Annotated in this window: 16 protein-coding genes; 7 read left to right on the top strand and 9 right to left on the bottom strand. The window is 58.4% G+C overall.

Annotated elements, in window-relative coordinates; translation table 11 throughout:
- Positions 1-87: 87 nt before the first annotated feature.
- Positions 88-324 carry a 50S ribosomal protein L28 gene (gene rpmB, locus Q669_RS16840; protein WP_011786975.1) on the top strand — a complete coding sequence of 79 codons (237 nt, stop codon included), beginning with the start codon at positions 88-90 and terminating at the stop codon, positions 322-324.
- Positions 325-335: 11 nt separating this feature from the next.
- Positions 336-491, top strand: coding sequence for a 50S ribosomal protein L33 (gene rpmG / locus Q669_RS16845; RefSeq protein ID WP_008173465.1), 156 nt, complete (start codon positions 336-338; stop codon positions 489-491).
- Between the two features lie 69 nt (positions 492-560).
- Here rpmG and Q669_RS16850 read toward each other — a convergent pair whose 3' ends face one another.
- The 3 genes from Q669_RS16850 to Q669_RS16860 all read right to left on the bottom strand — a co-directional run bounded on the left by Q669_RS16850 (position 561) and on the right by Q669_RS16860 (position 2,894).
- Positions 561-1,421 carry an endonuclease/exonuclease/phosphatase family protein gene (locus Q669_RS16850; protein ID WP_011786976.1) on the bottom strand — a complete coding sequence of 287 codons (861 nt, stop codon included), beginning with the start codon at positions 1,419-1,421 and terminating at the stop codon, positions 561-563.
- A gap of 54 nt (positions 1,422-1,475) precedes the next feature.
- Complete coding sequence (locus tag Q669_RS16855) at positions 1,476-2,114, bottom strand: thiol:disulfide interchange protein DsbA/DsbL (protein ID WP_011786977.1); 639 nt, start codon at positions 2,112-2,114, stop codon at positions 1,476-1,478.
- Between the two features lie 171 nt (positions 2,115-2,285).
- Complete coding sequence (locus Q669_RS16860; RefSeq protein ID WP_011786978.1) at positions 2,286-2,894, bottom strand: c-type cytochrome; 609 nt, start codon at positions 2,892-2,894, stop codon at positions 2,286-2,288.
- 182 nt (positions 2,895-3,076) lie between these two features.
- Between Q669_RS16860 and yihA the strand changes: the two genes are divergently transcribed.
- Positions 3,077-3,721 (top strand): ribosome biogenesis GTP-binding protein YihA/YsxC, encoded by a 645-nt coding sequence (gene yihA / locus Q669_RS16865; RefSeq protein WP_011786979.1) that lies wholly within the window; start codon positions 3,077-3,079, stop codon positions 3,719-3,721.
- Between the two features lie 200 nt (positions 3,722-3,921).
- Here the strand turns inward: yihA and Q669_RS16870 are convergent, their stop codons facing one another.
- Complete coding sequence (locus Q669_RS16870) at positions 3,922-4,599, bottom strand: TetR/AcrR family transcriptional regulator (RefSeq protein WP_022993185.1); 678 nt, start codon at positions 4,597-4,599, stop codon at positions 3,922-3,924.
- Positions 4,600-4,779: 180 nt separating this feature from the next.
- Here Q669_RS16870 and Q669_RS16875 point away from each other — a divergent pair, with 180 nt between their 5' ends.
- The 4 genes from Q669_RS16875 (at position 4,780) to coaD (ending at position 9,479) form a co-directional block, all read left to right on the top strand.
- Positions 4,780-6,225 carry a coniferyl aldehyde dehydrogenase gene (locus Q669_RS16875; protein ID WP_011786981.1) on the top strand — a complete coding sequence of 482 codons (1,446 nt, stop codon included), beginning with the start codon at positions 4,780-4,782 and terminating at the stop codon, positions 6,223-6,225.
- 210 nt (positions 6,226-6,435) lie between these two features.
- A complete protein-coding gene (locus tag Q669_RS16880; protein ID WP_022993186.1) occupies positions 6,436-7,074 on the top strand; it encodes a hypothetical protein in 639 nt (212 codons plus the stop codon).
- 36 nt (positions 7,075-7,110) lie between these two features.
- Complete coding sequence (locus tag Q669_RS16885) at positions 7,111-8,709, top strand: GMC family oxidoreductase (RefSeq protein ID WP_022993187.1); 1,599 nt, start codon at positions 7,111-7,113, stop codon at positions 8,707-8,709.
- Positions 8,710-8,996: 287 nt separating this feature from the next.
- Positions 8,997-9,479, top strand: coding sequence for a pantetheine-phosphate adenylyltransferase (gene coaD / locus Q669_RS16890; RefSeq protein WP_014422845.1), 483 nt, complete (start codon positions 8,997-8,999; stop codon positions 9,477-9,479).
- Between the two features lie 77 nt (positions 9,480-9,556).
- Here the strand turns inward: coaD and Q669_RS16895 are convergent, their stop codons facing one another.
- From Q669_RS16895 to Q669_RS16915, 5 genes are all read right to left on the bottom strand, one after another.
- Complete coding sequence (locus Q669_RS16895; protein ID WP_022993188.1) at positions 9,557-10,849, bottom strand: DUF945 family protein; 1,293 nt, start codon at positions 10,847-10,849, stop codon at positions 9,557-9,559.
- Between the two features lie 41 nt (positions 10,850-10,890).
- Entirely contained in the window at positions 10,891-13,029 is a 2,139-nt protein-coding gene (ppk1, locus tag Q669_RS16900) for a polyphosphate kinase 1 (RefSeq protein ID WP_011786986.1), read from the bottom strand.
- 52 nt (positions 13,030-13,081) lie between these two features.
- Positions 13,082-14,131 (bottom strand): porphobilinogen synthase, encoded by a 1,050-nt coding sequence (gene hemB / locus Q669_RS16905; protein ID WP_049756904.1) that lies wholly within the window; start codon positions 14,129-14,131, stop codon positions 13,082-13,084.
- Positions 14,132-14,280: 149 nt separating this feature from the next.
- Complete coding sequence (locus Q669_RS16910; RefSeq protein ID WP_011786988.1) at positions 14,281-14,502, bottom strand: hypothetical protein; 222 nt, start codon at positions 14,500-14,502, stop codon at positions 14,281-14,283.
- A complete protein-coding gene (locus tag Q669_RS16915; protein ID WP_036149906.1) occupies positions 14,499-14,762 on the bottom strand; it encodes a hypothetical protein in 264 nt (87 codons plus the stop codon). The genes Q669_RS16910 and Q669_RS16915 overlap by 4 nt, the downstream gene beginning before the upstream one ends.
- Between the last annotated feature and the right edge of the window lie 7 nt (positions 14,763-14,769).

The following is a 14,769-nucleotide window of genomic DNA, read 5'->3' on the forward strand; positions in this document are numbered from 1 at the left end:
GGCAGCAGGTATGGCTCCGGAGCAACCAGAGACGCATTAAAAACGAATTCGTATTGATAGAGACCATTGCTCAGGTCGGAGGCAAGTATGTCCAGAGTTTGTCAGGTTACCGGTAAGCGTCCGGTTACCGGTAACAACGTTTCCCACGCGATGAACCACACTCGTCGTCGTTTTCTGCCGAATCTGCAGAACCACCGTTTCTGGGTTGAGTCCGAGAAGCGTTTCGTGAAGCTGCGCGTTTCCACCAAGGGCATGCGCATCATCGACAAAAAAGGCATTGACGCTGTGCTGGCCGATCTTCGTGCCCGCGGCGAGAAAGTTTAAGGAGCCGCATCATGCGCGAGAAAATCAAGCTGGTATCTTCAGCAGGCACTGGTCACTTCTACACGACCAAAAAGAACAAGCGTAACACCCCGGAAAAAATCGAGATCAAAAAGTACGATCCGGTTGTCCGTAAGCACGTTGCGTACAAGGAAGCCAAGATCAAGTAATTGATCCTGCCTCCACAAAAAACCCGGCATCTGCCGGGTTTTTTATTGCCTGGACGCATCAGACAAGACTCAGAATGTTTCCAGATAGCCTTTGGGCAGCGCCACATCCATGGCAATGGGAAGGTGGTCGGAAACCGGATAGCTCACCACTTCAGAGCGCCGGATTTCCAGAGAGGGACTGACAAGAATATGGTCAAGCGCCTTTTCCGGGCGCCAGCTCGGGAAGCTGTGCGCGGTGTCGGGCAGCGGAATCAGATCGGTTTCTTTCAGCGGTGTTCGTGTCAGCAACTGCTCTGCATGGGCATTCATGTCCCCCATCAGCACCACATGCCGATAGCTCGCAATCTGCTCGCGGATAAATCCAAGCTGCTTCTGCTGGGCCGACTTGCTGAGAGAGAGATGCATCAGCACCAGTACCAGCGGGTCTTCCTCATCCCCGTAGCGCGCAATGATGGCGCCACGCCCGGGAATCAGTCCCGGCAATTTGTGTTCAGTGACATCCAGCGGGCGGAAACGGCTCAACAGGCCATTACTGTGCTGGGCAATCTGGCCGAGGTTGCGATTTAATTGCTGATACCAGTAAGGAATCCCGGCCGCCTCGGCCAGGTATTGCACCTGATTGATGTAACCACTGCGGAGACTTCCGCCATCACACTCCTGCAGGGCAACCACATCATACTGGCTGAGCAGGGTGGCAATCCGATCCAGGTTTTCGTAGCGCCGGCGATTGGGCAGAAAATGCTGCCAGCTGCGGGTCAGGTAATGGTGATAGGACGAAGTGTTGATACCAACCTGAATATTGAAAGTCAGTAGCCGGATGTGCCGGTGAGCTTCAAACTCCGGCACATGCTCGCTCCCGGAACAAGTGCCCCGGGAGCTTTCCTGGTTTCTGAGTATACCGTTCAGCTGGTTACGGATTCGCTTGTACATTATCAGCCGCTTCTCCGGTCAGCCCATCCAGCGTCCGGCGAACCGCATGGCGCCTTACTCAGACCCGCTGCGCTCTTTTTCCGCCAGATACTCGACCACCTTCAGGGTGTTTTCGTGACTACCCGCCATGGAGGCACTTACCACGTACTTGCCATCAACCAGCATAGTCGGTGTACCGGTAATGCGCGCGCCACGAATCTTGGCCTGGGCCTGCTGCACTCTGGCACGCACCCCGAAACTGTTGTAGTTTTCCAGAAACTTCTCGGCGTTCACGCCATACCCGGCAACAAAATCAGCCAGAGCTTCCGGGGTATTGAGGGGACGGCGCTCTCCGGCCAGGGCATCAAACAGCGCGTCATGCACCTTGTCCAGCTCGCCCATCGCCTCAAGGGCATAGAATGCGTAGGCATGCGGCTCCCAGCTGCGACCCAGTGCCGCTGGCAGCTTCACATAGTTGATGTAGTCCGGAGCCTCCGCTTCCCAGGCTTCAGCCAGCGGCTTGAAGTTGTAGCAGTGCGGACAGCCGTACCAGAAGACTTCCGCCACTTCGACACCGTTATCCGATGCCGTTCTTACCGGATTATCCAGTACCCGGTAATGCTCTCCGGCCACCCAGGGCTGGGCATTGACCAGGGAAGCGGCAGACAACAGTGAAAGTGCCAGAACGGCGGAAGACGTCAGGGTTCTGATCATCGGGAATCTCCGTGCCATCAATGAATTTTAACGGGGATTATGACCCAGGGATGCGGAAAAGTTCCACCGGAGGGCCAAAGGAATGCGTTACCGAACGGTTAGGTATTATGAATACCGGATACCAAAAACCCCGCCGAGGCGGGGTTTTCAGTCGTAACTGACGGCTGTCGATCAGTTCAGGCCGGATACGTAGCTGGCGACCGCCTCAATCTCAGCGTCTGTCAGCTTGGAGGCAACATCCATCATGATGCCGGCATTCGCGCCTCCAGCACGCTCACCCGCCCGGTAAGCCTTCAACTGCTTGATAACATATTCTGCAGTCTGCCCGCCCAACGCAGGGTAACCTGCCGGCTCGTTGCCAATGCCGGAGGGGTTATGGCAACCGGAACAGGCCGGTACACCAGAGGCCATATTGCCGCCGCGGTACAGTGCCTGACCCTGCTCAACCAGATCCGGATTGGCCTGACCAACAACCATTTCCTGGCTGTTGAAGTAGGCAGCCAGATCCTGCAAATCCTGATCGGACATGGCGTTGAGCAGGCCCGTCATTTCAGGAATGGCACGATCCCCGGATTTGATGTCAACCAGCTGGTTGTACAGATATTTCTCGCCCAGACCGGACAGTTTCGGATACACAGCCATTACCGGCTTGGCTCCGCCCTGACCATGACAGCCCGCACACACTGCTGCGTTCTGTTCACCCGCTGCCGGATCTCCTGCCCCGTGAGCCATCGCTGTAAGGCCAACTCCGAGAACAACTCCTGCGATCAGTCTTTTCATGCTCGCTCCGCTTCTCTCATCTTTGCATCTTGAAAGTATTCTTCGTTGTGCAGCCGGCAGGCACTGGGTCGTCAGGCGCAAAACCGGGGCATACAGCGGCAACGCGAGGCGTCCCGCCGGAAATTGGTGTAGCATTATACATTAATCGCCGATAACTGAAATCCAAAGGAACACCAACCGTCGTGGACCCTGATCTGACTCAAAAAAGCCTCTCGTTCAACAGCGCCCGTTTTCTCATCAGCGCCTCCAAACTGGACGAATGCCCCCCCGACCATGGCGCTGAAGTTGCCTTTGCCGGCCGCTCCAATGCGGGCAAATCCAGCGCCCTGAACGCTATCACCGCCAACGGCAAACTGGCCCGCACCAGTAAAACGCCCGGCCGGACCCGGCTGATCAACTTTTTCAGCCTGAACCGGGAACATGCCCGTCTGGTCGACCTGCCCGGTTACGGCTATGCGAAAGTGTCCCGGGACATGAAAGACGACTGGCAACAGCATCTCGGCCATTACCTGAATGATCGCCGCTGCCTGCGTGGCCTGGTTCTGGTGATGGACATCCGGCACCCGCTCACAGATTTCGACCAGATGATGGTGGAATGGTGTGAACATAACCACCTCCCGCTCATGATTCTGGCCACGAAGGCCGACAAACTGAAGTTTGGTCAGGCAAAAACCGCCATGCTGGGTATCGCGAAAAAGCTGAAGGAATATCAATGTGTGGAGCACCTCATCATGTTCTCCGCCACCTCCAAGCGCGGAGTCGACGAGTGCCGGGAAGCGCTGACCCACTGGCTGGAAGCCTCGGAACAGGCGCCGGTTGAGGCATAAAAAGCCGGCCTGAAGAAGACAGGCCGGTGAAAACGTCAGGGTTTGCGACGTGCTATGTGCCTCTGCAACCACAGAGGCCGAAAACCTGAGAACTCACTCAGGAGACGCAGGGAGTGTCCGGTTCCCAACGTCATTAGCTGTGACTGCGCCGCATTCAAAAAGTTCAATATCAGATCAAACTTTGACCAAACCAGCCAGGCTCATGCCTCAACGCCAGAGATACCCTGGGCCTCAGGCAAGGTAGGACGGTATTTTTCTCGCAATGCCAGCACCCGTTCACGATACTCCGGCGTGAGATAGGGCACTTCCAGGGTAAGCACCTGATAGATCCCCTGTTTTAACTCGGTCAGGGACAGACTGGCAGGCTCCTCGGCCGCATGAGCCGTCTTCAGGAAAGCCATCCAGTTGGTAATCACCAGCCAGACATTCAGTGACATGGCCGAACGCAGATCCTCCGGCTGAGGCTGGATAATGCCGGCATCCGCCAGCTTTGCGAAGATCCGGTTGATGGCCGCCAGACAGCGATTGGTAAACTCCCGGTAGTCCTGGCGCAGCCGCGGGTCACTGTCGAGCAGGTATTCCAGATCCCGGTGGAAGAAGCGATAGCTCCAGAGGCCGTCAAACACCGACTCCAGATAGAAGGTCATATCCTCCAGGGTGATCGGTCGGTCTTCCGGAATATCCAGGTAGTAGTCCACCAGCTTTTCATATTCCTGGAAAATCTCGTAGATGATGTCGGACTTGTTGCGGAAGTGGTAATACAGATTACCCGGCGATATCGCCAGGTGCGCGGCAATGTGATTGGTGGTGATGTTGCGCTCACCCTTGTCATTAAACAGCTCCAGGCTGGATAACAGTATCTTGTCTCTGGTTTTCATCGTCATGCCGGTGTTTGTTGTTATCAGTGTCACGGATGGCCTAAAGAGCCATCCGGCTTTCTTGACTGCCTAGAGTATATACTCTAATAATAGCCTCAAGCGCAAATCGCACAGATTTTGGCCAACGACAATAACCGACTGCCAGCGCCTGTCGCTCCAGGCAGTCAGGGGGAGAAAACCATGGGTGCCACCGTCGTCCAGCTCACCGAGAGCAAAAAGCAGATCCAGCACACGCATCGCGTCTTTGAGGACCAGAAGAAGGCGTTCCGCAACAACCCGATGCCGTCCCTGACCGAGCGCAAAGAGAACCTCAAGCGTCTGAAACGGGCGCTACTGGCCCATCAGGATCGCCTGGTCGAGGCCATCGATCGGGATTTCAGCTGTCGCTCCAAAGACGAATCCCTGATCGCCGAAGTCATGCCGTCTATTCAGGGCATCAATTACACGCTGAAGAATCTTGGCGACTGGATGAAGCCCTCCAAACGCCATGTTTCGGTTCTGTTCCAGCCCGCCAGCAACAAGGTTTACTACCAGCCCAAAGGGGTTGTAGGCGTCATCGTGCCCTGGAATTACCCTCTGTATCTGGCGGTCGGTCCACTGGTCGCTTCCCTGGCGGCCGGCAACCGCACCATGATCAAGATGTCGGAATTCACTCCGCACACGTCGGCCCTGTTCAAGGAGATCATCGAGTCGATGTTCCCGGAGGATCTGGTGTCGGTGATCACTGGCGAGGCCGATGTGGCTGCTGATTTCTCCCAACGGCCTTTCGATCACCTGCTGTTTACCGGTTCTACTTCGGTGGGCAAGCTGGTGATGCGCGCGGCAGCCGAAAACCTGACCCCGGTAACCCTTGAGCTCGGCGGCAAATCCCCGGCCATTGTTTCGCCGGATGTGCCGATGGAAGATGCGGCCCAGCGTATCGCCTTCGGCAAAGCCTTCAATGCCGGCCAGACCTGTGTGGCACCGGACTATGTGCTCTGCCCCGCCGACCGGGTGCAGGCGTTCGTGGATGAATTCCGGGCGCGGTTCGCCGAGATGTACCCCAGCCTGCGGGATAACGACGACTACACGGCCATCATCAATGAACGCCAGTACAATCGTTTGCAGGGCTATCTGGAAGATGCCAGGGCCAAGGGGGCTGAACTGGTGGAGATCAATCCCGCCAACGAGAACATGAAGGACGGTACCCGGAAGATTCCGCTGACACTGGTGCTGAAGACCACGCCGGACATGAAGGTGATGCAGGATGAAATTTTCGGCCCGATCCTGCCGGTCATCAGTTACGGCAGTCTGGACGAGGCGATCCATTACATCAATGACCGGCCACGGCCGCTGGCGCTGTATTTCTTTGGCTATGACAAGTCGCACCAGCAGCATGTGGTGGACAACACCCATTCCGGCGGCATGTGCATCAATGATGCCCTGATGCACGTGGCCCAGGACGACCTGCCGTTCGGCGGGATTGGTGATTCCGGTATGGGGCACTATCACGGTAAGGAAGGCTTCCTGACCTTCTCTCATCACCGGGCGATTTTTACCAAGCAGAAGTTCAACAGCGGCAAATACGTGTATGCGCCCCATGGTACGGCGGCGCATCGGTTGGTATATAAGCTGTTTATTCGTTAATCAGAGAACACCACTTCTCTCCAGCCCCAGCCTTCGGACTGGGTGCAGGCCGGCGGGAGGGAGGTCTTTCCGGGACACGCCGTAAATACTTCCCTGTAGGCTTGAGCAAAACATCCCTGTTTTGCACAGTCCCGGAAAGACCTCCCTCCCACCGGCGATCAAACGTTTCGCAACGCGCAAAAAAAAGATAACAAAACGGCCAACAATCAGATGACAGACCCAGTTTCGACAGACAGCTCGCCCAACGCATCCTCTCTGGACCGCCGCAGTTTCCTCAAAACCGGTTTAGGCGGCGCGGTGTTCCTGAGCACCATCAGCCTCTCTGCCGGGCTAACCGGCTGCGCTACGGCCCCCGCAGGCCGGGTCAGCGCGGTCGACAGCCGCATGGACGCCCGCTACCAGTTCCAGTTTCTGAGCCGGGATGACATCGCCCTGTTCGAGGCCCTGTTGCCGGCCATGTTTGCCGGAGCTCTGCCGGAGGAACCGAACCAGCGTCGCTTTGCCATTGCCGGCACGATTGAACGGATCGACCAGGGCATTGTGAAGTTCGGCCCGGCGAATCAGCAGGAGCTGCGCAAGCTCTTTGATCTGCTTAACTTCGCTCCCACCCGGATCGCCCTGGCCCGGGTATGGTCAGACTGGCCTTCAGTCAGTACCGCCGATGCCGACGCGTTTCTGCGGCGCTGGCGCGACAGCCGGATCGGACTTTTGAATAACGGCTACATTGCCCTGACCAAGATCGGCAACGTCGCCTTCTATGGGCATGAAGACCACTGGCACCTGTCTGGTTATCCGGGGCCTCCCGCCTGGATGGTAGATGCCTTGCCACAGTTCAAACCTGCCGTCTGAGAAACCCCGGATACCCATCGTATTGAGGAGCGAAGTATGTCCATGAACGATCCCATTGCCCGGGGACTGGCTGCCGGCTGGAATGTGACCGATGCCAGCAAACTGAGCGAAAACCGCACAGTAGAGGCGGATGTTGTGGTTATCGGTACCGGTGCCGGAGGTGGCACAACCGCGGAGATCCTCGCCCGTCAGGGGCTGTCCGTGATTCTGGTGGAAGAGGGTCGACTGTATTATCAGAAAGACTTCAAGATGGACGAGCTGACGTCCTATGCCAATCTGTACCAGGAAGGCATGAGCCGGGTCACCGCCGATGGCGCCATCGCGATTTTGCAGGGCCGCTGTGTCGGCGGCTCCACCACGGTAAACTGGACCAGCAGCTTCCGCACACCGGACGAAACGCTCACCTACTGGAGCCAGGAGCTCGGCCTCGAAGGACTGGCGCCGGACGCCATGGCCCCCTGGTTTGAGGGCCGTGAGCAGCGCCACAACATGGCGCCCTGGGAAACCCCACCCAACCTGAACAACGACATCCTGCGCCAGGGCTGCGAAAAGCTCGGCTACTCCTGGCAGGTAATCCCAAGAAACGTCAAAGGCTGCTGGAACAGCGGTTACTGCGGCGTAGGCTGCCCCACCAACGCCAAACAGGGGGCACTACTCACCACCATCCCGGGCGCACTGGATCACAAGGCACAGCTCTTCCACGGTCTGCGGGCAGAACGCCTGGTGATGAGTCAGGACCGGATCGACCACCTGCTCGCCTCCGCCATGGGCCCGGACGGCGTCACCCCATCCGGCGTCACGATCACCCTGAAAGCCCGGCAATTCGTGGTCGCCGCCAGCGCCATTGGCTCCCCCGGCCTGCTGCTTCGCTCGCAGTTGCCCGACCCTTACCAGCGCGTGGGCAAGCGATCCTTCATCCATCCGGTCAACGCCACCGTCGCCCGCATGCCGGCGAAAATCGACCCGTTCTACGGCGCTCCCCAGTCCATCTACTCGGACGAATTTAACTTCAAGGCAGGCACCGACGGCCCGGCAGGTTACAAACTGGAAGTACCGCCCCTGCACCCGGCCATGGCAGCCGGCGTGGTACCCGGCCACGGCCAGCCACAGCGAGACAACCTGGGCCAGCTGCCCTGGATGCAATCCGTCATCGCCCTGCTGCGCGACGGCTTCCACCCGGACAGCCCGGGCGGCACAGTGTCACTCAGAGACGACGGCAGCCCGGTACTGGACTACCCGATCACCGACTACCTCTGGCAAGGCTTGCGCAAGGCCTACCTCACCATGGCCGAAATCCAGTTCGCCGCCGGCGCCGAAGCCGTCCAGGCCATGCACCTGGACTCCGACTGGTACACCAGTTGGAACCAGGCCAGAGACGCCATCAACAACCTGCCCATGAAGCCCCACCGCGCCCGCCTGTTCACCGCGCACCAGATGGGCGGCTGCAGCATGGGCACTGACCCGAAAACCTCGGTAGTGAACAGTTTCGGTGAGCATCACCACATCGCCAACCTGAACATCCACGATGCCTCCATCTTCCCCACCAGTATCGGCGCCAACCCGCAGTTGTCGGTGTATGCGTTGGCAGCGAGGAACAGCTCGAGACTGGCGCAGAGGCTTGCCAACTCTGCCTGAACCGCGATTAAGAGACCCCTTCCAGAGAGGCAATAAGGAGTCTGAAGTAGGAGGCCGGGGCGGCCAGCACTCCAGTTGATCGAGCAGGTCGGGGGCGGGTTTCCGGGAGTCTTGAGGGCCATGGACGGCCCGAAAGAAGCGCACATGGATGTGCTTGTAGCGTCTCCCGGAAACCCGCCCCCGACCTGCGCCAGCACCAGAGTCATAAAACAGATTGTCGGCGCTCCGGACTACAGCCCCAAAGGCAATGCTGCTATCCTACGGCTCACCAACAAAAGGAGCTGTGCATGCCCAAAGTCATCTATCCCGGCACCTTCGACCCCATCACCAACGGCCACACCGACCTCATCGAACGGGCCGGCCGCATGTTCGATGAAATTGTCGTCGCCGTCGCCTACAACCCGAAAAAGCAGCCACTTCTCAATCTTGAAGAACGCTGCGAACTGGTCCGCAAGGCCACCGCACACCTCCCCAACGTCAGCGTCACCGGCTTCAGCAACCTGCTCGCCGACTTCGTGCGCGAACAGAACGCCTCCGTTATCCTGCGGGGACTGCGCGCGGTTTCTGACTTTGAATATGAATTCCAGCTTGCCGACATGAACCGCCGGCTGGCGCCGGAAGTCGAGAGCGTGTTCCTGACACCCGCCAACCACCTGTCCTACATCTCCTCCACCCTGATCCGCGAAATTGCCTCGCTGGGCGGGGACATTTCCGAGTTTGTAGACCCGGCTGTGGCAGAAGCCCTGCAACAGAAGTTCAGCGAATCCTGAGGAAAATCCGAAGGGCGTTGATGATCACCGAAGCGCAGCTGATGGCGAAGTACCAGCAGCTGGCGGGTCGTTGAGATTCAGAGCAGCGGAGGCAGGGGGATTTCCACGTCGTTGACGGTGAGTACCAGATCCTCCATCCGGCCATCCATGACCAGGCGCTCACCGTTCTGAACCAGCAGGCCCTGTTTGATCAATGGCGCCACCTGCATACGCACGGCGGGATAGTCTTCCGCAAGGGCAACCGGCATGCTGAAATTCACACTCCCGGTCAGCGCCTGCATGACCATCAACATGTTGTCACGCTGTTGATCGGAGAGCTCCGGATGGCTGATGTCCAGTGAGCCGGTAACTTCCCCTTCAGGCGTTGCCAGACTGAGCTCCCGGATCCCCATGGAAAAGCCTTCGGCAGCAAGACTGCGGAGGGCTTCGTTAAAACGCTGCATCACCGCCATCTGTTGTTCAAACGCGGCCCTCGGGTCGTCTCCGGCGGTCAAAGCCAGTGCCTGCATATCCGCCATGGCGCCACTGAAGTCATTCCAACTGGCCACATCCAGGTTCTCCAGCGCCACCTCCAACCGATGCGGCCCAAAGGCCTGATCCGCCAGAGCAGCCGATTCCAGCGACAGGGTAACCTGCGAGTCCAGGCGCTCGCCGTTCTGGCGGGCATCACTGGCGCTTTCAAGCGACATCCCTGCAAAGGTCATTGTGGGAGCCTCAGCCCCCTGCAAGGTCAGGTTATCCACGGTCATCACGCCAGCGCCGGTCCAGATATCCCCCACCAGCCATTCCATGCTCTGTTCCATATGGACGTTATCGATCGTCACATCCATTTCCGGATCGCTGAGGCGGATAGCCGGCCAGACCACCAGCAAGTCTGCCGCTTCACCAAGACGCCCAACATCAATCCGCACCAGACCGCCACTGCTCTTGAGTGAGGTTTCCCGCTCCGGGTTATCAATGTCCATCACCGGTGCTGTCAGCTCAAGCGTGGCGCTGCCCCAGAGCCGGGTTTCCAGCGTCAGACTGGGCTCATCGTCCGGAAACCAGTCAGCACCCTCTGGCTGCCACCCCTGGCGCGGGCGGAAATCCATCAGGCTGCCGGTGACGCCATGGGACACCTGGATTTCGATCGCTATGGTGTGAGAATCCCCGGTCTCAGGATCTCTCAGGGTCACGGTAGCGGATACCTCGGAACCAAGCACACCACGACGATACTGCTCGGTCTCAAGATTCATAAAGGGCTGGGCCCGGTTTACTTCCAGTGTTGCTTCACGCCAGTGCTGCTCGGTGACATAGCCCACACCCCAGGGAGCACCGCCAGCCACCAGCAGTACGGCCAGACCGGCCAGCGTCCATTTTTTCAGTTTCAAGGTATCCGTCCTGTGTTTTTTTCGGTGCCGGCCCACCGGCCTCAGTTGGGTTTGCCGGTCAGGCGCTCCAGCAGGACCAGCTGTGATGCCAGTCGCTCTTCGCCTTCCCCGGGCTGATTCTGAATGTAACTGCCATCGGGCTGCAACACCCAGGCCTGGCAATTGTCCGCCAGATAGGTATCCAGATCTTCCCGCAGGCGTGCAATCAGCGCGGGCTCCTCAACCGGGAACGCGGTTTCGACCCGGTGCAGCAGATTACGCTCCATGCCATCAGCACTGGAACAATACACCTCCGGCCGGCCACTATTACCGAAATAGTACACCCGCGTGTGCTCCAGGAAGCGGCCGATCACCGAACGCACCCGGATATTGTCCGAGAGTCCCGGCACTTCCGGACGCAGGCAGCAGATGCCACGGATGATCAGATCAATCTTGACCCCGGCCTGGGAGGCCCGATACAGGGCCTTGATCATCTGCGGCTCGGTCAGGGCATTGAACTTGAAGATAATCCGCCCCTGCTCACCATAGCTGGCCTCTCGTTCGATCAGACTGATCAGACGGTTGTGTAAGGTAAACGGCGCATGAAACAGCTTTTTGATCTTCAACGCCTTGCCCATGCCGGTCAACTGCTGGAACAGCTTGTTGACGTCGTCGCCTATGGACTCGTCACAGGTCATGAAACTGTAGTCGGTGTACAGGCGTGCGTTCCCGGCATGGTAATTACCGGTGCCCAGATGCACGTAGCGCCGCAGGCGGCCTTCTTCCCGGCGGACAATCAGGATCATCTTGGCGTGGGTTTTGTACCCGACCACACCGTAAACCACGATCACGCCGGCTTCCTGCAGCCGACTGGCCAACTCCAGGTTCTCGGCCTCGCTGAAACGGGCTCTCAGTTCGATAACCGCCGTCACTTCCTTGCCTCGACGCGCGGCATCGGCCAGGGCCTCGACAATTTCCGAGTCGGCACCGGTGCGATAAAGCGTCTGGCGAATGGCCAGCACCTGTGGATCCTTGGCTGCCTGGCGCAGCAGGTCCACTACCGGGCTGAAGTTTTCATAGGGATGTAACAGCAGCAGGGGCCGTTTGCGAATGGCATCGAACATGGATTCCTTGCTGCGAATCTGGCGCGGAATCGACGGCGAGAAGCTGGAATAGGTCAGGTCTGGGCGGTCCACCAGGCCACCCACCGCCATCAGGCGGGTCAGGTTTACCGGGCCGTGGACCTGGTAGAGATCCCGCTCGGTCAGGCCGAACTCCCGGAGCAGGAACTGCACCAGCTCTTCCGGGCAGTTATCCGCCACCTCAAGGCGAACGCCATCGCCAAACCGACGGCTCAGCAGCTCGCCGCGCAGGGCCGAGGCCAGGTCTTCCAGATCGTCTTCAAGCTCAAGGTCCGCGTTCCGGGTCAGCCGGAACTGATAGCAGCCCTTCACTTCCATCCCCGGGAACAGCTCATCAGCATGGGCGTGAATCATGGACGACAGGAACACCAGGTTGTCACCACCCTCGCACACCTCATCCGGCAAGCGCACCAGGCGCGGCAGGGAGCGAGGCGCGGGCACAATCGCCATCCCGGTCTCACGACCAAAGGCATCCTTGCCGTCCAGCTCAACGATGAAGTTCAGGCTCTTGTTCACCAGGCGGGGGAACGGGTGTGATGGGTCCAGCCCGATCGGGCTGACCACCGGCAGAATTTCCTCGTCAAAGTAATTGCGCACCCACTCGGCCTGGGCCGGTGTCCACTCGCGGCGCCGGACAAAATGGATGTTCTCCTGCTCCAGCTCCGGAATCAGGACATTATTGAGAATATCGTACTGTTCGTGGATATAGTCGTGGGCAACGCGGCTGATCTCCGCCAGCACCTGTTCCGGCAACATGCCGTCGACACCCACCGTTTCGCGGCCATACTTCATCTGCTGGCGCAGGCCCGCCACCCGGATTTCAAAGAACTCATCCATGTTACTGCTGAAAATGCAGCAGAAGATCAGACGATTGATCAGAGGATGCGTGGTATCCAGCGCCTGCTTCAACACCCGGTAATTGAACTGCAGCTGGCTCAGTTCGCGGTTGAAGTAGTTCTCGCTGGCATCCAGATTCACTTCCTCACCAACGGGAGGAAGATCCACCGGCGCCGGGACGCTCTGTTCACTGCCTGGCTCTGTCACGGTTTCGCTTGTCATTGCTCTTTATATCCATCGTTGAGGCGGGCTTCGGCCACCAGCCGCTGCCCGGTTATGATCGCTGTCGTTCCCGCATCAGTCTGGCGGCGCGCACGGCGAAATAGGTCAGAATGCCATCGGCACCGGCACGACGCATCGCCATCAGGCTCTCCATCATGACCGCATCGCCATCCAGCCAGCCGTTTTGAGCTGCGGCCATATGCATGGCGTATTCGCCACTGACCTGGTACACAAACGTTGGCACCTGCAGTTCGGTTTTCACCCGGCGCACGATATCCAGATAAGGCATGCCCGGCTTGATCATCACCATATCGGCGCCTTCAGCCAGATCCATGGCCACCTCATGAATGGCCTCATCACTGTTGGCCGGGTCCATCTGATAGGTGGCTTTGTTACCCTTGCCGAGGTTGGCAGCCGAGCCGACCGCATCCCGGAACGGACCGTAATAACTGGACGCATACTTGGCAGAGTAGGCCAGAATCCGGGTGTTCACATAGCCTGCCCCCTCCAGGGCTTCACGAATGGCCGCCACCCGACCATCCATCATGTCAGAGGGTGCCACCACATCGGCACCGGCATCGGCATGGGACAGTGCCTGATTGACCAGCGCTTCAACCGTGACATCGTTCAGCACATAGCCATCGTTGTCGATAATGCCGTCCTGCCCATGGGTGGTGAACGGATCCAGCGCCACATCGGTAATCACCCCCAGTTCCGGATGCGCCTTTTTCAGGGCACGAACCGCCCTCTGGGCCAGGCCATCAGAATCCCACGCGCCGGAGCCGGACAGGTTCTTTTTCTCCGCCGGCACTACCGGGAACAGCGCCACGGCGGGAATACCGAGCTCTACCAGTTCCGCCGCCTGCTCCACCAGCAGATCGACGCTCAGGCGCTCGACACCCGGCATGGAGGGTACGGATTCACGCTGATTCTCGCCTTCAAGCACAAACACCGGGAAAATCAGGTTATCGGGTGACAACTGGTTCTCCCGAACCAGACGACGGGAAAAATCACTGGCACGATTGCGACGCAAACGGGTGAACGGATAGGCTCGACTGGAGTGCGCAAGACGCGGCTTCGACACGGATAACCTCCTGAACATGGATGGCCTTGGAAAGTGATGACATCATACACCCCAGAAGCCGCCCGTTGCAGGCCTGAGCCGAGTGTGCCGTTGACAGATGACAAAGAGATGACAGAAAAACAGAGTTGCCGGGGCAACGGAAGCCGCTGCCCGGCGAGGAAACGCCATCAGAGGGAACGGTTGTTGAACCCGATCTCCACCTTGCGCGGGGTATCAGAACGGAAGGTGGTGTCCACCTCCTGTATCTTTCCGCCGCCTTGCAGGAAGGCCTCAATATCTGCCTGCAACTGGGCCCGGACCCGGGCACGGCCGGCAATGGAATGGTTATCGTCGCTGTCGCTGGTCCAGTTGCTGGACTGCTCCAGATTGCTTTCGTCGAATTCACTCATGGCTTATCTCCATCAACGAAAACAGCTTTACGGGTGGCCAGATGCTCTGGAAGACGCACCCCGTCTCGACTGCCGGCCATCTGACGGCCCGTCTTGGCGTCTTTATAATCTGCTTTCACGACCGACGCTATTTCCTGACAACCACTTTTTTGTAATTTTTTGTAATTGGAGATAACCCATTGTTTTAAAAGATCAGATAACAGCCCTTTAACGGCACACAGAATTGACACAAAGAATGAATATTGATTCAATGCTTGCAAGGAGCCG

It is taken from the genome of Marinobacter sp. C1S70 (assembly GCF_000475355.1).
Taxonomy (GTDB): Bacteria; Pseudomonadota; Gammaproteobacteria; order Pseudomonadales; family Oleiphilaceae; genus Marinobacter; species Marinobacter nauticus.